This is a genomic window from Coleofasciculus chthonoplastes PCC 7420, from assembly GCF_000155555.1.
GTDB lineage: Bacteria > Cyanobacteriota > Cyanobacteriia > Cyanobacteriales > Coleofasciculaceae > Coleofasciculus > Coleofasciculus chthonoplastes_A.
In genome coordinates this window covers 74,128-94,791 of record NZ_DS989841.1, presented here as the reverse complement: position 1 = coordinate 94,791, position 20,664 = coordinate 74,128, and the positions used below count along the sequence as shown (strand labels likewise).

At 47.1% G+C, this 20,664-nt stretch carries 17 protein-coding genes; 4 read left to right on the top strand and 13 right to left on the bottom strand.

The window, feature by feature from the left end; translation table 11 throughout:
- Positions 1–118: 118 nt before the first annotated feature.
- The 3 genes from MC7420_RS00415 to MC7420_RS34705 form a co-directional block, all read right to left on the bottom strand.
- Positions 119–2,863 carry a WD40 domain-containing protein gene (locus MC7420_RS00415; RefSeq protein WP_006098139.1) on the bottom strand — a complete coding sequence of 915 codons (2,745 nt, stop codon included), beginning with the start codon at positions 2,861–2,863 and terminating at the stop codon, positions 119–121.
- 195 nt (positions 2,864–3,058) lie between these two features.
- Entirely contained in the window at positions 3,059–5,806 is a 2,748-nt protein-coding gene (locus MC7420_RS00410; protein ID WP_006098194.1) for a WD40 domain-containing protein, read from the bottom strand.
- A gap of 54 nt (positions 5,807–5,860) precedes the next feature.
- Positions 5,861–6,394: a DUF928 domain-containing protein gene (locus MC7420_RS34705; protein WP_083798881.1), complete on the bottom strand. Its 534-nt coding sequence runs from the start codon at positions 6,392–6,394 to the stop codon at positions 5,861–5,863.
- A 262-nt stretch (positions 6,395–6,656) separates the two neighbouring features.
- Here MC7420_RS34705 and MC7420_RS00400 point away from each other — a divergent pair, with 262 nt between their 5' ends.
- The gene (locus tag MC7420_RS00400; protein ID WP_063711995.1) at positions 6,657–7,283 is read left to right on the top strand and encodes a hypothetical protein; all 627 of its coding nucleotides are present in this window, start codon (positions 6,657–6,659) and stop codon (positions 7,281–7,283) included.
- Between the two features lie 137 nt (positions 7,284–7,420).
- On the opposite strand, the gene MC7420_RS00395 is transcribed toward MC7420_RS00400, so the two are convergent.
- Positions 7,421–8,212 carry a hypothetical protein gene (locus MC7420_RS00395; RefSeq protein WP_006098281.1) on the bottom strand — a complete coding sequence of 264 codons (792 nt, stop codon included), beginning with the start codon at positions 8,210–8,212 and terminating at the stop codon, positions 7,421–7,423.
- Between the two features lie 380 nt (positions 8,213–8,592).
- Here MC7420_RS00395 and MC7420_RS00390 point away from each other — a divergent pair, with 380 nt between their 5' ends.
- The 3 genes from MC7420_RS00390 (at position 8,593) to MC7420_RS00380 (ending at position 13,184) form a co-directional block, all read left to right on the top strand.
- Positions 8,593–9,072: a hypothetical protein gene (locus MC7420_RS00390; RefSeq protein WP_006098191.1), complete on the top strand. Its 480-nt coding sequence runs from the start codon at positions 8,593–8,595 to the stop codon at positions 9,070–9,072.
- Positions 9,073–9,196: 124 nt separating this feature from the next.
- The gene (locus MC7420_RS00385; RefSeq protein ID WP_006098108.1) at positions 9,197–10,024 is read left to right on the top strand and encodes a hypothetical protein; all 828 of its coding nucleotides are present in this window, start codon (positions 9,197–9,199) and stop codon (positions 10,022–10,024) included.
- 112 nt (positions 10,025–10,136) lie between these two features.
- Entirely contained in the window at positions 10,137–13,184 is a 3,048-nt protein-coding gene (locus tag MC7420_RS00380) for a carboxypeptidase-like regulatory domain-containing protein (protein WP_006097885.1), read from the top strand.
- 1 nt (position 13,185) lies between these two features.
- Here MC7420_RS00380 and MC7420_RS43155 read toward each other — a convergent pair whose 3' ends face one another.
- The 9 genes from MC7420_RS43155 to galE all read right to left on the bottom strand — a co-directional run bounded on the left by MC7420_RS43155 (position 13,186) and on the right by galE (position 20,618).
- On the bottom strand, positions 13,186–13,314 hold the full coding sequence (locus MC7420_RS43155) for a hypothetical protein (RefSeq protein ID WP_006097883.1): 129 nt from the start codon (positions 13,312–13,314) through the stop codon (positions 13,186–13,188).
- Between the two features lie 33 nt (positions 13,315–13,347).
- Entirely contained in the window at positions 13,348–13,875 is a 528-nt protein-coding gene (locus MC7420_RS00375; protein ID WP_006098107.1) for a hypothetical protein, read from the bottom strand.
- 214 nt (positions 13,876–14,089) lie between these two features.
- Complete coding sequence (fcl, locus tag MC7420_RS00370; RefSeq protein ID WP_044204109.1) at positions 14,090–15,034, bottom strand: GDP-L-fucose synthase; 945 nt, start codon at positions 15,032–15,034, stop codon at positions 14,090–14,092.
- A gap of 131 nt (positions 15,035–15,165) precedes the next feature.
- The gene (gene gmd, locus MC7420_RS00365; protein ID WP_006098282.1) at positions 15,166–16,251 is read right to left on the bottom strand and encodes a GDP-mannose 4,6-dehydratase; all 1,086 of its coding nucleotides are present in this window, start codon (positions 16,249–16,251) and stop codon (positions 15,166–15,168) included.
- A 361-nt stretch (positions 16,252–16,612) separates the two neighbouring features.
- Complete coding sequence (locus MC7420_RS00360) at positions 16,613–17,344, bottom strand: sugar transferase (protein ID WP_006098310.1); 732 nt, start codon at positions 17,342–17,344, stop codon at positions 16,613–16,615.
- Between the two features lie 91 nt (positions 17,345–17,435).
- A complete protein-coding gene (locus tag MC7420_RS00355; protein WP_006098118.1) occupies positions 17,436–18,572 on the bottom strand; it encodes a glycosyltransferase in 1,137 nt (378 codons plus the stop codon).
- A gap of 108 nt (positions 18,573–18,680) precedes the next feature.
- On the bottom strand, positions 18,681–19,127 hold the full coding sequence (locus MC7420_RS00350; RefSeq protein WP_006098308.1) for a hypothetical protein: 447 nt from the start codon (positions 19,125–19,127) through the stop codon (positions 18,681–18,683).
- A gap of 53 nt (positions 19,128–19,180) precedes the next feature.
- Positions 19,181–19,654, bottom strand: a complete 474-nt coding sequence (locus tag MC7420_RS42190; RefSeq protein ID WP_232231604.1) for a hypothetical protein — start codon at positions 19,652–19,654, stop codon at positions 19,181–19,183.
- Positions 19,620–20,618, bottom strand: a complete 999-nt coding sequence (galE, locus tag MC7420_RS00340; protein ID WP_006098196.1) for a UDP-glucose 4-epimerase GalE — start codon at positions 20,616–20,618, stop codon at positions 19,620–19,622. Before galE ends, MC7420_RS42190 begins: the two co-directional genes overlap by 35 nt.
- Positions 20,619–20,664: the final 46 nt, after the last annotated feature.

Genomic DNA, 20,664 nt, shown 5'->3' with positions numbered 1-20,664 from the left:
AAGAAAGTCCCTAAACCCGCCCCTACACAATACTCATTCTCCCCCATCTCCCCCCTCACCCTCTCACCCCCTCACCCTCTCACCCCATCTCCCCAATACTCCCGACAGCAACCCCTAATTAGTTACAAAGGGCGCGATCGCGGTCTGTTACATTGGGGTTAGTCTTCAGATAATCCCCTACCCAGTCACAACTGCGAACCAGGAGATTATCCAGAACCGTTTGATTCACATCCTCCAAATTCCACAAAATGATGCTGTTGTCCAAACTGGCAGATGCCAGTGTTTGCTTATCGGGGTGGAAACTTAACCCTCTGATTTCATCCTGATGCCCTTTAAGGGTGACAATTGGCGTGCCATCACGTTGCCAGAGTTTGATCTGTCCGTCTAAACTACCAGATGCAATGGTTTGACCGTCAGGAGAAAATGCTACCGCATAAACTGGATTATCATGACCTGCGAAGGTGTTTAGCAAAACGCCCTCTTTATCCCACAGTTTCACCATTTTATCCTCACTGGCGGTGGCAATTGTCTCACCGTCAGGAGAAAAAGTCACGGCTGTGATCGCTTCATCATCTGCCTGCCATGATGAGAGGACTGTACCAGTTTTATCCCAAATCACAGCTTTGTCACTACTAACTGAAGCAATCATCTCACCGTCGGGGGAGAAACTGATATCATTGACGCCACTACGATGTTCATCGAGGGTTTTCAGTAGCATTCCGTTGCGATTCCATAATTTAATCGTTGCATCCTCACTGGCTGTGGCAATGGTTTCGCCATCTGGAGAAAAACTCACCCGATTTATGCGATCGCGATGTCCATCCTCTAGATTGTCTTCCCCTGGCAAAGTCTTCAGGAGTTTCCCCTCTCGGTTCCACAAGCGCACCCGTTTGTCATTACCCACCGTGACAATCGTCTCACCGTCGGGGCTAAAGTTCACATCATAGACGCGATCGCGATTCTCTTGCAGCGTGGCTAACTCTGTCCCATCACTTTGCCAGAGTTTCACCGTCTTGTCTGAACTCGCGGATGCCAAATAATTCCCCTGGGGACTAAACCGGACACTATTGACCGAATCCCGATGTCCCTGAAGCGTATCAACAAGCTGACGTTCACCCAGTTGCCACAATTTCACCGTCTTATCTAAACTCGCCGACGCCAACGTCTGCCCATCGGGACTAAAACTCGTCCCATAAACCGCACCCTGATGTCCCGTTAGCGTCTGTTGTAGAGACGCGCCATGGCGCGTCTCTCCATCTAAACGCCAGAGTTTCACGGTTTGGTCATCACTACTAGAGGCGAGAGTTTGTCCATCTGGACTCCAAACCACGCCATTGATCAGGTTTTCATGTCCCGTCAGCGTGGTGATCAGGGTGCCGTCTTGACTCCAGAGTTTGATCGTATTGTCTGCACCACTTGAGGCAATACGTTGCCCATCTGGACTAAAGCTAACCCCGCTAACGCCAGCCTCATGACCCGTCAGGGTTAACCGTTCTTCACCCTCTAGTGTCCAAAGCTTTACCGTACCATCCCAACTCGCCGTCGCCAAGGTTTCACCATCAGGGCTAAAACTGACGCCATAAACTTGACCCTGATGTCCGGCTAAAGTACCCACCAACGTGCCATCTGGCTGCCAAAGTTTCACCGTTTGGTCATTACTGGCGGTGGCGAGGAGTTTACCATCAGGGCTAAACTTGACGCTATTGACAGCATCGTCATGGGCGGCGATGGTTTTAATCAGAGTTCCTTCTCGATTCCACAGGTTAACCGTCCCATCGAAACTGCCACTGGCAAGGGTTTGCCCATCTGGAGAGAAACTCACGCTCCGGACTTGCTGAGTGTGTCCAGTGAGGGTACGAACTAATGTACCATCTGGACGCCAAAGTTTTACGGTTTGGTCATTACTCGCAGTAGCTATCCATTCACCATCGGGACTATAACTGACATCCCATACTCTGTCCGTATGACCCTCTAATTGGTTCCGTTCTCTACCCCAAGACACCGTTTGTTGTAGGGCGGTGATTACATTGGCGTTTAACTGAGTATCCTTTTGACTCCAGTTAGCATTTTGCAGTTTACGTCCCGCTTTCAGGGCTTCTAATCGGGCTTCAAAGCCTTGACCAGACGTAAACAACGCTTCTGCTGTTTTACTGTGGCTAATAATCTGCCCAGTATAGGCTTGCATCCGCAGTCGTTCGGCTTTTAAATATTGAACGAATGCCACTCCGCCTAAAATAACCGAAGCGCCTAACGCCACACTCACGCCAGCCAAGAGTCGTCTTTGACCACGGGTTCTAGCTTTTCGTCCTGCATCAATATACTCTCGCTGAAGTTGGGTTGGTTTGGGTTCGATTTCCGCGCTGGTGGTGAACCATTGTTCGGCGGCTTCGAGTTCACTTCCTCGGAGTAAAAGGTGATTATTGCGTTGTTTCTTATCCCACTCTTTCGCTAGTTGTTGCAAGCGGGTATGTTTCTTAATATGGTCTAAATCGGTATCTAGGGTTTTGAGGAGGGACTCAAATGACCCGTTAAAATCATCAGTTTCGCGGAAGAATACCCAGTTGAGTCTAGCTAATTCTGGATGTACGCCTTTGAGTTGATCATCCCGCAGCACAATTGGGATAATCCGTTTGCAGCGTTGAATTGCGTACTCCAGTTCTTGAGTACAGCGTTCCGATTGAATGGCGTGGGGACTAATAAAAAAGATACAGGTGTGGGCGGCTTCTATTTCTGGTTCAGTCTGGGTTAGAGGACTTTCTTGCCAATTCAGCCAGATATTTCGTTTCTCTTGGGTAAGGGCGTCATAGACTCTCTGAATCGCGTCTTTATCGGGGGAGGAGTAGGATATAAAAATGTCAGCCATGTTTTGTCATTTGTCCTTGGTCATTTGTCCTTGGTCATTCGTTTTATGTCGCAGAATACTGGTAATCCGTTGGGGCGGGTTTAGTTATATCAGGGTGCAAAGCCAACGTTAGTGGTAAAACCCGCCCCTACAATTCCCTCATCTCCCCCATCTCCCTCATCTACCCCATCTGTAGAGACGTTGCATGCAACGTCTCTACGAACTGCCGTCTGTTGTACAAAGGTCTTGAGAATTCGAGTTGGTTTGCAGATAGTCACCTGCCCAATTACAACCCGATGCGATGAGATGGTCGAGGAGTTGGTCATCCAAATTGTCTAAATTCCAGAGAATCATGGTGTAGTTTTCATCCGTAGATGCCAGGGTTTTGCCATCGGTACTGAAACTGAGATGGTTAACGCCAGCTTGATGTCCTTTCAACGTGACGACTTCTGTGCCATCGACTGTCCAAATTTTCACCGTACCGTCTAAACTGGCTGTAGCCAGGAACTGACCATCGGGTCGAAAGGTGACGCGATAGACGCGATCGCGATGTCCTGCCAGAGTCTGGAGTAACTTACCCTCCGTCGTCCAGAGTTTCACGGTTTGGTCATCACTGGCGGTGGCAATGATTTGACCATCGGGGGAGAAGCTGACACTACCAACGGCGGCGTCATGTCCCTCAATCGTCTGTAGTAGAGACGCGCCATGGCGCGTCTCTCCATCTAGACGCCACAGTTTCACGGTGCCATCGGTACTGGCGGAGGCAATTGTTTGACCATCGGGGCTGAAGCTGACATTTAAGACCATACCCTGATGACCTTCGAGAGTCTGCAACAGTTCGCCGTTACGCTTCCAGAGTTTCACGGTTTGGTCTTGACTCCCTGAGGCAAGATACTCTCCATTGGGAGAAAATTGTACCGTCCAGACGATTCCCTCATGCCCATTTAGCGTCTTTTGTAGAGACGTTGCATGCAACGTCTCTACATCTAAACGCCAGAGTTTCACGGTTTGGTCATCACTGGCTGAGGCAATGGTTTCACCGTCGGGAGAAAAACTGACACTTTCCACCCAATTTTTATGTCCAGACAGGGTGTTCAATTTCTTGCCGTCTGGACTCCAAAGGGTGATATCCATTCCAGATGCGATCGCGATTAAGTCCTCATTCGGGCTAAAACTGGGACTAATACCAGATTGGGGCAAGGTTTTGACTGAAGGATTGTCCAGTTTCCAAAGTCTTACGGTTCTGTCATCACTCGCTGATGCTAGGGTTTGCCCATCTGGACTGAAATCTACCCCAAATACCTGACTGCTATGTCCGGTGAGGGTATTGAGTAGGGTGCCGTCGCGATTCCAGAGTTTGATGGTTCTGTCTTTACTACTGGTTGCAAGGCGTTGACTATCCGGGCTAAATGTCACCTGCCAGATGCCATCCTTGTGATCGGTTAGCGTTTGCAGTTCTTCTCCCTCAATCGTCCAGAGTTTCACCGTTTTATCCTGACTGGCGGTGGCGATGAGTTGACCATCTCCAGAAAAACTCACACTTGTGACCTCTCCTTGGTGTCCTGTCAGGGTTTGTAATTCTTCACCCTCAATTGTCCAGAGTTTCACTGTTTGATCAGCGCTAGCGGATGCCAACTGTTGACCGTCAGCAGAGAAGCTGACACTGATAACTGGGGCATTATGTCCGCTTAATGTGTTTAGGCGTTCACCCTCTCGACTCCACAGTTTTACTGTCCCATCCTGGCTGGCTGAGGCAATGATTTGACTATCTGGTGAAAAAGTGACGTCGTAAATATCATCATCATGGGCATTAATGCTATGTAGCTTCGCCCCATCTTTTGTCCACAGGTTTACCGTTCCATCCCGGCTAGCGGAGGCAATCATCTCACCATCCGGGCTAAAGCTGACCTCTCGGACGCGATCGCTATGTCCTTCTAGGGTTTTGATTAAACTCCCATCTGGTTGCCAGAGTTTAATCGTATGGTCACTACTAGCGGAGGCAATACGTTCACCATCTGGGCTAAAACTAACGCTGCGAACTTTATTTGTATGCCCGTCTAATTGGTTGGATTGATTTACCCAATAGACAGACTGAAGTAACGCCGTGGAAATGGTTGAATGAAGTTGAGGATCTCGGCTAACCCAATTCGCTTGTTGCAGGGTTTTAGCCGCCTCTAGAGATTCTAAGAGGGCAGGAAATTTTTGCTGGGAAACAAATAAAGCGTCGGATGTGGTACTTTGGACAATAAGCTGTTCTTGCTGGGCTTGGACAAAAAGTTTTTGCGATCGCTGATATTGCCAGAACGCCACCAGTCCTAAGAGAGTAGACACACCCAGCGCCAAGCTAACTCCAATAATTGACCGTTTTGCCTGACGAGTAACCCATTGACGACTGAGCCCAACGTATTCTCGATGCAGAGGTGTAGGAAAGGGTTTTTGTTCTGAACTCCACACCAGCCAGGATTCTCCTGATGTTAGTTCACTTCCGCTTAATAGGAGGCTAGTATTGCGTCCTTTTTTTTCCCATTCCATGGCTTGCACTAACAAGCGCGTATGTTCTTGGGTATCCTCTTTATTGTTATCAATGGCTTGCAGCAGTTCTGCAAACGCCTGTTCAAAATTTGTCCCTTCGCGAAAATCAATCTGGGGAAGTTCTCTCATCTCTGGATGGATCGCGTCTGGGTCAACATCCAGATATAGTATCGGCAGAATTCGCTTATGGTGTTTTAGGGAACAGTCTACCTCGACACCGCACTCTTTGGATGCCACTGAATCTGGGCTAATCACAAAGACGATATTATTCGATTCTTCAATTCCTTGGTAGATTTCTTGTCGCCAATCAGCGGTTAGGGGAATGCCTTCCCAATCCACCCAAACCTCACGGTTAGCGTTTTTAAATGCCTCCCGGAGTTTCAGTACAAATTCCTTATTGCGCCGCGAATAAGAAATAAAGGCTTCTTTCATAAGTTGCACACCCTGAAGTGTCTAGGTTCTATGAATCGGGTTTAGTGATGATCGTTATTCTTCCGGGATGGAAGCATCGGGGGTGGTGAATTGCACTGCCCCTTGGATGGCATTATCTTTGGTGCGATCAGCCACATCACAGACTAAGGCAAACTGCAAGTAATAATCTATTTCCCTTTCTAGAGACAGGTCATTGGGAAGCGTGATTTCAACCTCACCGCCTGCTTCAGGAATCTCAATCATGGTTTGATACACTGGATTCCAACTCTGATCCACTAGGAGAAATTCGGCGGAGGTGACAGTGGTTTCCGGTACTTGCCATGAAAGTGTTGCGGGCGAGTTCAGCGCCACCAAATAAACCCCCTGATCGTTAGTGGGCATCAAGGGGGTAATCGTTACTTCACCACATCCAGCACCGCGCAACCCAGCGCCGCGATCGCGCGATGGTGAAAGCTGGGCAGTTAAAACGTTTACATCTTCATTAGACTGGGCTTGTAGCGGGGGTTGCCAGCCGATCCCCATTACCCAGATTGTCGTGAATACCCCGGTTACCAGGCTCAAAGACTTAAAAGACTTTAATCTATCCATTGGTAGATGTTTGAAAACTTGATTGAGACTTATAGACCTATAATAATCGAAAACTGGAAGTTTTATCTAGAAAAATAAAATCAAGCTAATCTTCATCAAAACTTTAAAAAATCCAGAGTTTTTTAAAGACAATCTTCATAATTCTTGTTTTGTCTCGTCTTTTGAGAGGCAATGGAGGCGGTAATACCTAGTAATATATATATTACAGATCTAAGGTGACTCCTTAGGTAGTTTTGAACTGTTCTGAGTTGTTGTCATTGGTGTGCCAGTAACCATTAACTATCAATCCCCAATCAAACCCATCGAAACTAGCTGTAGCGTCTGGTTACAGTGGCTATTGGCGACGCTGTTGGGTTTTGTGGCAAGTCTATTTTGGATCGAGATTGGCGAAAGACCCGATATTAATATGATTGAGGGAATCATTGGCGGGACGATAATCGGATTCGCCCAATGGCTAGTCTTGAGACGACACCTGTCCTCCGCCTGGTGGTGGATTATTGCCAGTCTCCTCGGTTGGGGAGTCATGGGGTTGAGTTCGTTTGGGGTCATCGGTTGGTTTGCTCCCCGAACGATGCGTCTTTTCCCTCGGTTGGTTTATGGAGTCGTCGATGGTGCAACTCTGGGGCTAATCCTGGGAATGGCGCAATGGTGGGTTCTCAGACAGTATGTTAGCAAAGCGTGGGGATGGATTTTTGCCAATACTATATACTGGGCAATCGGCTTAGCCGTAGGTTGGATTGTCGGCGGACTTTTGCGCCGCTTTACCCAGATGTTTCTCAGCGAAGTTCTGGGTTTAGGGGTAACGTGGATGTTAGTTGCAGGGTTAACTGGAATAAGTTTAATTCGATTGCTGGGAAAGGTTCCAACTATCAAGAGTCATGGTTTATAGTGGTTGATAATGGGCGCGATCGCATCCATTATCCAGAAGCTGTCATGCATTTAAATTGGGTATTAGTAGCGAGCAAGATGCAAAGCCTGCGGCATGGCTTCGCTAAACGCACTACAAGGATTTCACCATTATTGACATCAAGGTTTAAATGCCGAACAGCTTAGCGGTATCTCCCACCGCAACACTTCAGGTGAAAAGCTTATCTGAGTGACTAAACCCGCCCCTACAATTGATTGACTGTAAGCTTGCCAAGCTAACTCTAAGGTTGCTATTTCACTCCAAAAATCATTGGTATTTCGCAACGCTAATAATCGTGAAGCGCATTCATCCCGGTTGATGACACTGCACGCCCAGGTTACCAGATTTTCAAAGTTTACTGCTTGTCCTGTCGGGTAACTCCAGCGTGTGCCAAATTTAGCGATTTCCCCATTGGGATAGTACCAGCGAGACGCGATTTTTGCCGTTTGTCCGTTGGGATAGTTCCAAATTGCGCCAAATTTCGCCGTTTGTCCGTTGGGATACTGCCAATTATCACCAATTTTCGCCCGTTGTCCATTCGGGTATTCAATGATAGCCCTTCCCCAGGTATCGGCTAATCCACAGGCGAATTGTTGCTGACTCTCCACTAATCGCACCAGATTGTTATTTCCGTCAGATAGTCGCGCCAGTCGTGTCATGATGGTGAGATCCAGACATTCCTGGCTAGCGGTTGGGGGGGGAATCATTTCTACCGCCGAGGGTTGGGCGGTGTCACAGTATTGCGCTTCTAGGGTAGCCAGGTTTTCGTCGTCTAAACCTTGTTGTATCGCGAGGCGGCGTACCTGGCGAATTTGACGGCATTGAGTAGGCGTGGCGTCAGCGCGATCGCGACTTATGCCAAGTACCAATAGGGGTAATAGAAATAGTACCACCCGAATCGCCTGTTTCATAGATACAAATCATCCTTATCTAAGATAATCCCCCTATCTAGATTATTTTATACGATAAAGGGTCAAACCCCCCATTGGTGTAGAAAAGTCTTCTCGAAGTTTATCGGTAAGTGTCACCGGGAAATGGCTGCTGAGAACGATGATAATCTTGGTTGTCCTGATCTATCCCTAAAATCTAAGCATGATTAGGGTTTTCAGGTTTCTCGAAGTGGCTGTTAGGCGAGGATTCTCATAATTTTATCTACTCATCCTCCGTACATACACGGATTTTAATTCCGTCAGGCTAAATTAATTCCCGTAATTTACCCGATTCGTTAAGGCGGTAGGTCTAAATAAGATTGAATTGTCAATCAAACACATCCTTTGGAGAACTCAATCCAATGATTCGTAAGACCCTAATCGCTTCTGCTGTAATTCTTTGTGGTACTGTTGGTTTTTCTGCTGCTGCCAAAGCTGATTCTACTACAGTTGATATGACTGGAGATGTGGCAGGATCTTGTACATTCGGAAATGTAACACCTGGAATTTTAGAGATAAATGGCGACGGAACTGCCCTAGTCACAACGACAACTGGTTCTGTACCCGTTACTTGTAATACAACTGGAACACTCACATTAGATGGCGTTACAGATACGAATGCATTTACTGGTTATGACTCTAACAATGTAGGTATCACCCTTTCAGTTACTGGTGGAACCGACGTCTTGACTGAAGCTGATATTGCAGGCGCAGGTACTGGCTTAGATCAAACCACTACCACCTTAACAATTGACTTAACCGCTACGGAAAATACAGGCGGTATTCTACCTGCGGGTACTGGCTACACTTACGGCGTCCAGTTAACTGCTACTGCCAACTAGCCGCCGCTGCGACTACTTTTACAACCTCTTCTAGTGTAACTGCTAGGACGAAGCTAACCAGACTTTTTCCTAGCAGTTTATCTGCAAATTAAGCCATTCATCAGCGAACAACCAACCCAGAGAGATGTTTTTTGTACCGCCAAATCTAACAACAGCATCCCGAATTACATTCAAAGCCTTGCAGTTAGGAACTTGGGCATTATCCGCTGCATTTATTCTCAGCAATCCAGCCAAAGCCCAGTTAGGTGCATCTCCTTTGGTTATTGAATCCCAGGCTAATCGCGGTCAAGCTCAAGCGTTTATTAATGTTACGAATAGTGGCGATATTCCCTTGCGGGTGCGACTCTACACAGAACCGTTTACCTACAACCGGGATAAGGGATTTCAAACAGCACCGTCTAGCCCCAATGACTTAAGTTCTTATCTGCAATTTTCACCCAGAGAACTCACTGTACCACCAGGAGTCACTCGTCGAGTACGTCTGAGAGCAATGCTGGCTCCCAGTTTACCAGATGGCGAGTATAGAACGGCAGTGTTTACGGAAAGTTTAAAAGAATTAGGTGATGATGACAGTAACACCGTTAGCGTCGTCACTCGTGTCGGCACTGTTATTTATGTGCGAAAAGGGGATGTAGAACCCAACTTAGCTGTCGATAGTGTTGACTTTGATCAGGCTAAAAATCAAATTCAATTACTGATTCGTAATACAGGCGAGGCTTCGGCTATTTCCACAGCAACTTGGACATTGAAGCAAGGCGAAACCGTGATTAGCACTGGCGAATCTATTGCTACAACAGTTATTGCCCAAGGCGATCGCAATTTTCTCTTAAGCGATGCTAAGTTAGACTCTATTTCCCCAGGTAATTACCAACTCACTGGAGAATTAACCTGGGGTGAAGATGAGAGTAATAAACTTCCCTTCAACGTTAATTTAACGGTTCCTGAACAATAAAGCATTGATCCGGGCAATTTTTGATAGTTAATTGTTCATCGTTGATTGTTATGAACCAGGAACTATGAAGGTAAAAAACCACCTTTTTTAAGCAGACATTAATATCTGCCCTATGTTTCACGCCGTACCGCCCCATTCACCGCCAGAAATTGTACATCACGTAACTCCAGACAAGGCAGATCAAGTTCGCGAACATCCATTTATAATCGCCAACACGCCAACATTTCCCACCCAAAATCCTGTCGCATCTCATTCAATTCCGAGTTCACCGGAATTATTCTTCCCGGAATATTCAGACTCAAATTTACCGACTTTACCGGAAGGGATAGAACCATCCAACGCCGCCAAACTCGGACAACCGATTTCAGTCAGTATCTCCGATAATCAGTCAGAACAACCCGAATTTTCTTCCTCGAATCCTTCTATTCAATTCAATCCTGTCAATCTGGATCTGACTCTCTATCCGGCTGAACCAAATAATTCAACGTCGAATACTTTACCTCCCCCAGCAGACTCAAATCCTAGCTTAAATCCTGCCAATTCAACACCGGAACCCGGAAACCTCACTGACGAGGAACCCGCACCCCAACCTGACACATTACTCCCGCAAAACCCGGATATATCAACCCTTCCGCAAACTCAATTTTCAATCGCCCAAGTTCCTGATGACTTCTCCTCCTTTCTGGTAGGAATCAAAGTCAACAACCGCTCAGTAATTACTAGCACCTTAATTCGCGGACAAGAAGATGGAGAAAATGCGATTAATTTTGAGCAATGGTTATTACCTTACGACGCCATCGTTAAAGCCTTACAACTCACCGCCACCGTTTTACCCGACAATCAAATCGAACTGCGATCGCCTACCCAGGTTATTCGCCTCAACCCCAGTCAACTCAAGACGGATTCGGAATTAGGTTTAGTGTTTTCCGTGGCGGATGTGCGAACCTTATTCGGCGTAGAAATCGAATTCGACATTATTGATTATGCCGTTTCTATCCAAGCCCCCTGGTTAAATCAACGGCGTCAACGGGGAAAACGAGAAGTTATTATCCAAACCGAAGGATTACCCCGAATTGCCCCGTCTGGCTTCTCCCTTTCCGCTGTTGAACAACGAATTGATGCCAGTGGAACAGCGACTCAATCACCGAACTATCGGGGAAATGTATCCGCTGTTGGCAGTATTTTTGGCGGAAGTTGGTATATCCGCGCCAATCAACCCCAACTCTTTTCCTCTGATACCTGGAGTTTGGCGGAAGCGCGATTTCAACGCCAAACGGATGCGGCGGATTATATTATTGGATCTCAACCCCCCTTCTGGCGTAGTCAAAGTCCAGGAGATTATTGGGGATTCACCACGATTCAACGGAATGGTTTTATCCCCCAACTCCAACTCTACGGCGGTTCTGATCCCCGCCAACGCCTACAAGCGGCGCAAATCGGGCGCACAATTTCTGGAACAGCGGAACCGGGAACATTAGTGCGTTTGGTGAGAGGATTAAGTGATGAGGCGATCGCAGAAGTTCTGGTGGATTCTTCGGGTGTTTACCGCTTCGAGGATGTGGAATTCGAGAGTCAATCGTTTAATAATTATCGTATTTTACTCTATCCCCAAGGGCGACTCACGGAAACCCCAGAAATTCGAGACGCCACTTTTTCCAATGTCCCCGGACAAATCCCCGCCGGATCAACAGCCGTTATTGTCTCTGGAGGATGGCGACGACAATTGTCGGGTTTGAATCAAGAAATATTGGGCAATTTTACCGACGTTCAAGGTGGAGTGATGGGGCGCTGGGGGGTTTCTAATAGCCTGACATTAGGGGCTGGTGCGGTTTATGACGAATCGTTTCGGGGATTAGCAGAAGCCTTTTTTCAGCCAGAAGGCTTTCCCTTAAAAGCCGCCGTCTCGGTTCTAAGTGGTACAGAGGAGTCCGACTGGGATATTAACGCCAACGTACTCTTTGAACCCTCCCCTAATTTTACCGCCCGTTTCACAAGCGATCGCTTCGCCCAACGGTTGAATGCGTCTTGGCAAGTGTTACCCGGTTTCACCCTATTTGCCAATACCAGCACCAATGATGCGACGGCGGCTGGTGTACAATTCGCTTTAAGCAACAAAAACGCCTTTACCTTTGCCCGTCTCAGCGTCGATACCCAAAGCCGTTTCCGGTGGAACTTGATTCAACGCCTGAATCAATGGGAATTTCGGTCATTGGGGAATGAAATTAGCACCCAATCTGAACTCGGTTATCGTTTCTCGGATAGCTTAAGTACGGGTCATTCCCTGGTTCTCGGTTATGATACCCGTAACCAAAATGGTCATAACTCTTTAGCCAGCCTCACTTGGCGCTATCGTTCCCCCCAAAAATCGGGGGATGGGAACCCCCTCTGGGATGCCCAACTAGGGTATGGTATCGGTTCTCGCGGTTCCGGAATTGTCGCCTCAGTGGGAACCTCGATTTTACCGGGTTTACGCCTACAAGCGCGATATCAAGGGATAGCTGTGAGTTCCGATAACGCCGCTTTCAGCTTAAACCTCGTCTCCAGTCTCAATTTACAGCAAGGGATTACCCCCAGAGATACCCAAACCGACTATCTCCGCACCCAAGGCGGACTCTTGATTCAACCCTTCTTTGACCGCAATCAAAATGGTAAACCTGATCCGGGGGAAAAATACTACACCGACTCCACCTTACTCCTGGTGAATCAGCAGTCTCTGGGATCATTACGCGCCGATATCCAAGAGGATCGGATCATCATGAATTTACCCCCTGGAACCTACCGCCTCGACTTTGATCCAGCGGGTTTTCCCTTTGATTGGCAAGTTGTCAATGAAGCCTTGGCGGTGGAGGTGGTGGCGGGAAGTTATACCCCAATTCTCATTCCCCTGGTTCAGTCTTACACAATATCTGGAATTGTCACCGATAACCAAGGTCAACCCGTGAGTGGGGCGAGAGTTGAAGCCATCCAACCGGATTCTGGTACTCGGTCATTTTCCATTACTAACGATGCTGGCGTCTATTATTTAGAACAGTTACAGCAAGGAACATATCGCCTGCAAATCAACAATCAGCCTGCGTTTCCCCAGAGGATTGATCTGAAAAATAGTTCTGAATTTTTCCAAGAACTGAATCTGAATTTGCCAACCTCTGTAGATGGCTAATCTAACTATTTTCCTTTACTAAGTACCTAGATATAAATACTGTCCGCTGTTGAACGTTCACTTCTAAAGTGCGGGAATAGTCCTCTAACTGCTGCTTGGCGGCGGCTAAATTAGCATTGGTGGCTAACAAAGCTTGTTCTTTGTTGCCTATTCCCTGTTCCCTTTAACCCACCATCAACAATTCATTTAGCTTACTCTTCAACTCTGATGATGCCATCAGCGGCTTATAAACTTCACCCTCATAGGGTTTCCAGACATATCCCGGACTGAACGGTCGAAAATCTGGAGACGATTCCATCGCTTCGGATATGGCTATGGCTAAAACCAATCCTGGAAACATCAAATTAGAAGGGGATTCAAGCAATTCAGTGTAAGTTCTAAACTCATCCACTTCCACACCCACCAAGGCATAGCGAAACGTTGGAGCCGACTGTAAACGCTGATACAGCAGAATACCGAGTTCTGTCATCAGATAAGCACTTTCCGGTGTATCGATGCCAACCTCACTGACACGAGTTGGAGAAACGCGACACCACCAGTTCTCCTCGATATCTTGAAAAATTCCAACACGACATTGGGACTGGCTACCATTTGAGAGAACCCAGGAAACTTGGTCAAAATGATGGGAAAATTGCTCGGCGACAGCTTGTTGCGTCCCACATTCAGCCGATAAACTAAATATCCATGCCATTGCTGTTCTCCTCTTGAGAATCTTATCTCATGTCCGGTCAAAAATTCTTGAATAAAAACACCTGAAATCCTCAGTTTGGGTTTACCGTTTTCCTCTGCCATGCCGCGATAGTAAAGTTTTGCCATCAGCCTTCCATCAGCAAGAGCGCAATTACCGCATCAACTGAAAAAAAGTAGAGAAATATTTTGGCACACATCATTTAGTCATAATCCGACTATTTTCCTTTAATTCTCTCATAGTTCTCGACAAACCATTGATAGGTCAATTCTAAACCTTTCTTTAACGAAATTTTGGGTTGCCAACCAGCGGCATTAATTTTTGAGGTATCCAACAGTTTACGCGGTGTGCCATCGGGTTTAGAGGAATCAAATTTCAACTCACCCTCATAACCAACCACCGCTTTAATTAACATCGCTAAGTCTTTAATCGAAACCTCTTCTCCTGTCCCCACATTCACGAATTGGATATCATCATAGTGATTCATCAGGAAAACTAAGGCATCAGCTAAGTCATCCACGTATAAAAATTCCCGCAGCGGCGAACCCGTTCCCCAAATTTCTACCGCCTCAGCATTGTTAATTTTTGCTTCATGGGTTTTTCGCAACAGGGCGGGGAGAACGTGGGAATTGGCTAAATCGAAATTATCATTAAGACCATAGAGATTCGTGGGCATAGCGGAGATGAAATTTACCCCATATTGCCGACAATAATTTTCGCAAAGTTTGAGTCCGGCAATTTTGGCGATCGCGTAGGGTTCATTTGTCGGTTCCAGAAACCCCGTTAGTAGGTGTTCTTCCTGCATCGGCTGGGGACAGTGTTTGGGGTAGATACAGGATGAGCCTAGAAATAACAACTTTTCCACACCGGACAAATAGGCGCTATGAATAATATTTGACTCAATCATTAAGTTGTCATAGAGAAACTCAGCCCGGTAGGTATTATTGGCATTAATTCCCCCCACTTTTGCCGCCGCGAGGAAAACGTACTCTGGGCGTTCAGCGGCAAAGAAATCCTCGACGGCTTGCTGGCGTCTTAAATCCACCTCTTGGCTGGTTTTGAGGATAAGATTGGTATACCCGTTATCGCGTAAACATCTAACAATGGCGCTACCCACTAAGCCCCGATGACCGGCTACATAAATTTTTGAGTCCTTGTTCATGGTCATATTAGATAGTTGAAAACACTGAATAATCCATAATTCTAGGGCGGATAGTATTGATATATTATTGGTTACCGTATTTTCCGAGTAACTCGCGTCCGCCCTTACAAATACGTACTTTTGACCTTCACTCAATCAACAGGTGCGTGAGCAGCGGAACGTTCGTAACTATTTTCATTGTGTTTTTCAAACAGTTCTGCCCCTTCACCATTCGATGATTTGCCGAAGCTGCGTAAATCGGCTTCCACCATCAGGGCGACTAACTGTTCAAAGGATAAAGACGGTTGCCAATTTAGCTTTTGCTTGACTTTCGTGGGATCACCAATGAGTAATTCGACTTCCGCAGGACGTAAATAACGGGGGTCAAACTCTACATAATCTTGCCAATTCTTACCGACACAGTTAAAGGCAATATCCAAAAATTCGCGAATTGAGTGAGTTTCACCTGTGGCGACGACGTAATCGTCGGGTTCGTCTTGTTGCAGCATCAGCCACATGGCTTGAACATAGTCTTTTGCATAGCCCCAGTCTCGCTTGGCGTCTAGATTCCCCAGATAGAGTTTTTTCTGCTGTCCCGAGAGAATCCGGGCGATCGCCCGAGTAATCTTACGGGTGACAAAGGTTTCTCCCCGACGCGGCGATTCATGGTTAAACAAGATACCATTGCAACCAAATATCTCGTAAGACTCGCGATAATTCACCGTTTGCCAATGGGCATACACCTTAGCACAAGCATAAGGACTACGGGGATAAAATGGAGTGGTTTCCTTTTGGGGAACTTCCTGGACTTTACCAAACATTTCCGACGAACCCGCCTGATAGAAGCGCACATCAATACCCGTGCGATTTCGATAATCCCGAATCGCTTCCAACAGGCGCAGGGTTCCCATTCCCACCGCATCCACCGTATATTCCGGACAGTCAAAACTGACGCGAACGTGAGATTGAGCGCCCAAATTGTAAATTTCTTTGGGTCTAACTTCTTCGAGAATGCGGCGCAAGGTTACGCCATCGGTCAAGTCGCCGTAGTGCAGAAATAATCGGGCAGCCTGATTATGAGGATCAACATAGATATGGTCAATGCGATCGGTGTTAAAGGTGGAAGTCCGCCGGACAATCCCGTGAACTTCGTAGTCTTTCTCTAGTAATAACTCACTTAAGTAGGAACCGTCTTGACCAGTTATACCTGTAATCAGCGCTCGTTTGGGTTGCGTCATCCTTGAATCGTCCTGTGATGCGTATGGGCAACAGTGGTTGACAAAAGTGTTAATCTCCCGACTGGATTTTGGGATCAGGGAAATTATTCCTTAGATTATCCTAAAATTCCCAGCATCGATCAACTTTCTCTTGACTCATAACTTATCAAGCCTACCATGTCGGAGTTCGATGCTCTCTCTGGCGCGATTTTGCCATCGTTGTTCAGTCCGGTGTTTGGTTGATTTCCGTCAAAACCCAGGCAAGTCTTGTCTGGAATAACATTGAACACCGAAGCAATCCCAATACTACGCTGATTTACTGCATTTGAGCCGAGAGGTTTAATTCAGAATTAATCCTCCCATGCTCCCAATGTTTAATTCGTCAGTAAGCCCCATTATTTTTTGGAGCAATCATTACGCCGATTGTTTTCAAAACCAGCCAAAAATCCAGCCAAAAATTTTGGAAATTCACGTAATAAACATCGATTTGTACCCGACGTTTATAGGGAATGTCATTGCGCCCGGAAACTTGCCATAGTCCAGTAATGCCTGGTTTAATTGTCAAAATTTTATCCATGTAACGCCCGTATTTATGCATTTCTTCCGGGACTAGGGGGCGAGGACCAACCACACTCATATCTCCTTTCAAAACATTCCAAAATTGTGGAAATTCATCCAAACTGGTATATCGCAAGAACTTACCAATCCAGGTGACTCTGGGGTCTTCTTTGAGCTTAAAATTAGCTTCAAACTCACAACGAATAGAATTTGATTTTGTCATCATTTCTATCAACATTTCATCAGCATTTTCCACCATGGTTCTAAATTTAATGCAGCTAAACGGCTTATAGTCTTTACCGATTCGCTCCTGAACATAAAAAATAGGACCCGGTGAACTGATAGCGATTAAGACCGCTAAGAGCAGGTAAATCGGGAAAAACAACGTGAGAATCGATAGGGAAAATACGACATCAAACAGCCGCTTGGCAAAAATTCCGTCTAAGCGATATCGAGACAGACCTTTGGGTCTACTGCGTGGAGCGCGGGGCTGGATACCACGCTTCACGAACGCTCGCAACGTCTTGACGGAGATAAGTTGGCTTTGGGCAGTCATCTTACTCCTTCACTTCACACCACACGTCACGATCATAAAGCCAGAAGCGGTTAGCTAAGGCAATAGCGACCAGGAAACTGGAATTTATGACTCAACATCGTGACAGGTGGTCTCGATAGCAGCCGTCCAGAAACGTCAAGTAGCGATCGCTAAACACAGTTGGCGCAAATTGAGCCGCGTTTAATTGTATCTGTTCGGGACTAAAGGCAGTGGCTCGTGCTTCAAAGGCTTTCACCGCCTCCATCAAAGCCTGGGGACTTTGGTCTAGAAAAAACAGACCCGTACCCTTATCCGGATGTTTCCGGATATCCCGAACGGTTTCTAAAGCCCCACCCGCACCATAAGCAATAACGGGTGTACCACAAGCTTGCGCTTCCACCAAGGCAATGCCAAAATCTTCACAGGCAGCATACACAAACGCTTTCGCCTGTGCCATATACTCCTCGACCACGCGATCGGGACAAAAACCCAGGACTTGCACGTTAGGTTTAGCCAGATGGCGCAGCGCCTGCAATTGCGATCCCTCGCCAATGACGACCAAAGGATATCCCAGTTGATTGAACGCCTCCACGATTAAAGTCACTTGCTTATAACTAACCAATCGAGAAACCGTCAAGTAAAAATCTGACTTTTGAGCCTGGAAAGAAAACCGTTCAGTATGAACCGGAGGGTAAATCACCTGAGCCTCTCGCCTGTAGCAGCGCCAAATCCGTCGTGCGGTATGGCGGGAGTTGGCAATAAAATAATCTACCCGGTTGGCTGAGATCACATCCCATTGACGCAACCGATGCAGCAGATACCGCGTGATTGACCCAGGGAATCCCCGCCCCATAGCACTGCTGTTGAGGTAATCAAAGGTCAAATCCCAAGCGTAGCGCATCGGTGTATGGCAGTAGCAGATGTGTAGCTGTTGTGGACGGGTGAGGACACCTTTAGCAACCGCATGGGAGGAGGAGAGAATTACATCATAATCCCGCAAGTCTAGCTGTTCAATCGCTAAGGGCAGTAGAGGTAAATATTTCTGCACCCCCTTGCTAGCCAAAGGAAAATGCTGTAGAAAGGTCGTGCCAATCCGACGCTCAAACAAATAACTGTGGGGATTGGTTGATTCAAAATCAATCAAGGCATACAAATCCGCCTCAACGGACTTGAGGATTTCTCGAACCACCCGTTCAGAACCCCCCGTTGCGTTGGGCGTTAGCCACTCATGCACCAAGGCATACTTCAAGAATCGTTATCCCCCAATACAAGACTGTTCAGATAAGCTGTAGTTTGATTTATTCTCCCCCAGCTCCCAGACGTAGCATGCTACGTCTCTACATGCTTCCCCATATCACTATTGACCGGAGCAGTAAGCATTAAGATTATCAACTAATTGCTTTTCTGGAGTCGTTGCTTGCTGTAAACTCATCTGTGCTGTTTCCGCCCCTTGGCGGTCTTTCTGCTCAAACGCCACCGCGAAATTACGCATCGCTTGACTCGTATCGCGATACATGTTGACAAAACTGGCTTGATAGTCTTGCAATGTCTCGTCAGTTACCTCGATCGCGTTCATTTCTTCAGACGCCTTATCCATGACAGCCGCCGCTTGTCGCATTGCCTCAGCTTGCGGATTGTCCTCTTGAACTCCACTGGTCACGACTTTGGCGTCACTGACCGCCTGATTCGCCACTTGAATCATTTGATTACACTGGGCAACCTTGCTCTGACCACAGCTTACTGCCAATAGGCTAATCACAGCCGTGACACTTAGCCGCAGGAAATTTCGCCGGGGACGATACATGAATGCTCTTAGGTTCATTGAAGAATAAGCCGTCCAACATTTTAACGCTACTCCTAGCTTACTTTCTTCTGCTGGGCTTCGATCGCAGCCGCAAGGCGTTGGAGTGTTTCAGTGAGTTCTCCAAGTTCTGCGAGTGACTCATTTTGGTTTTCGGCTAAGGTTTGCACCGCATCACTCAAGGCAAAGAGTTGGTAACCCTGTTGTTGAACTTGATGCCCTTGGTGTTGCACCTGCACAGCCAAAGCATCAACCCGCTTGCCTAGACACTCAACCGTCTCGGTTGTGGCAAGCACCGCCTCACCAATTTGTCCAACAATGGATTCCAAACGGCTGAGTCGAGCTTCTAGGGCAAGAGTCCTTTTGTTGGTAGAGTTGAGGTTGTTTGTAGCCTTTTCAGTCTGGGTGTGTTTATTCACCGATAATTGTTTCACTGCTTCAAAAAACTTATGTGAACTCCCAGTTTCTAAGAAAATAGCAATTGTCCATACTTTACTAATGATGACGCCGTTGATGCCACTGCCAAGCATCGCTGATAATTTTACTGAGCTCCGGGTATTTGGCAGACCAACCCAAAATTTTCCTCGCCTTGTCGCTACTACCCACCAAAATCGGTGCATCACCAGGGCGGCGATCGCACTCAATGATTTTAATCTCTTTCTGGGTGACTTGCTTGGCTGTGTCAATCACCTGTCGCACGGAGAACCCATTGCCACTGCCTAAATTAAAGATTTCACTCTTGCCACCTTGTAACAAATACTCTAGCCCGAGGATATGGGCATCTGCCAAGTCGCTGACATGAATATAATCGCGCAAGCAGGTTCCGTCTGGGGTGGAGTAGTCTGTTCCCCAAATGGCAATTGAGTCGCGTTTGCCTAATACTGTCCACAAGACCAAGGGAATCAGATGGGTTTCTGGGTAATGATCTTCACCGAGTAGTCCTTCGGGATTCGCCCCAGCCGCGTTGAAAAAGCGAAACACAATGAAACGTAACTGGTAGGCGTGATCAAAGTCCGCTAGCATCCGCTCCATCATCCACTTACTCGTCGCATAAGGATTAATCGGATTTTGCGGATGGACTTCGGTCATGGGTACTTCCTGAGGCATCCCGTAGACGGCACAGGTGGAGGGAAACACTAAGGTTTTCACATCAGCGGCGACCATGGCTTCTAAGAGAGTCAGCGTACCACTGACGTTATTGCGGTAGTATTTGGCGGGGTAGATGACCGACTCCCCCACGGCAATATAGGCGGCAAAGTGGAGTACAGCGGCAATATTGTGGCTGGCGAAGATTTGGTCTAACAGGGTGCGATCGCCCACATCCCCGATCACCAATTTCGCTTTCAGGATCTCTTCTACAAACTCTCGATGTCCACAGACCAGGTTATCCAGGACAACGACGTTGTAACCCGCCCGTTGCAGGGCTAATACTGTGTGAGAGCCGATGTATCCAGCTCCGCCAGTCACTAAAATTTCCGGTTGGACTTGCGACACGCTCAAACCGTCCCTGTTTCGTTTTATAGACTAACTTTACAAATAT

Coding starts and splice junctions, on each gene's coding strand:
- MC7420_RS00415 (WP_006098139.1), bottom strand. CDS start 2,863: ATGGCTGACATTTTTATATCCTACTCCTCCCCCGATAAAGACGCGATT.
- MC7420_RS00410 (WP_006098194.1), bottom strand. CDS start 5,806: ATGAAAGAAGCCTTTATTTCTTATTCGCGGCGCAATAAGGAATTTGTA.
- MC7420_RS34705 (WP_083798881.1), bottom strand. CDS start 6,394: ATGGATAGATTAAAGTCTTTTAAGTCTTTGAGCCTGGTAACCGGGGTA.
- MC7420_RS00395 (WP_006098281.1), bottom strand. CDS start 8,212: ATGAAACAGGCGATTCGGGTGGTACTATTTCTATTACCCCTATTGGTA.
- MC7420_RS00390 (WP_006098191.1), top strand. CDS start 8,593: ATGATTCGTAAGACCCTAATCGCTTCTGCTGTAATTCTTTGTGGTACT.
- MC7420_RS00385 (WP_006098108.1), top strand. CDS start 9,197: ATGTTTTTTGTACCGCCAAATCTAACAACAGCATCCCGAATTACATTC.
- MC7420_RS00380 (WP_006097885.1), top strand. CDS start 10,137: ATGTTTCACGCCGTACCGCCCCATTCACCGCCAGAAATTGTACATCAC.
- MC7420_RS00375 (WP_006098107.1), bottom strand. CDS start 13,875: ATGGCATGGATATTTAGTTTATCGGCTGAATGTGGGACGCAACAAGCT.
- fcl (WP_044204109.1), bottom strand. CDS start 15,034: ATGAACAAGGACTCAAAAATTTATGTAGCCGGTCATCGGGGCTTAGTG.
- gmd (WP_006098282.1), bottom strand. CDS start 16,251: ATGACGCAACCCAAACGAGCGCTGATTACAGGTATAACTGGTCAAGAC.
- MC7420_RS00360 (WP_006098310.1), bottom strand. CDS start 17,344: ATGACTGCCCAAAGCCAACTTATCTCCGTCAAGACGTTGCGAGCGTTC.
- MC7420_RS00350 (WP_006098308.1), bottom strand. CDS start 19,127: ATGTATCGTCCCCGGCGAAATTTCCTGCGGCTAAGTGTCACGGCTGTG.
- MC7420_RS42190 (WP_232231604.1), bottom strand. CDS start 19,654: ATGCTTGGCAGTGGCATCAACGGCGTCATCATTAGTAAAGTATGGACA.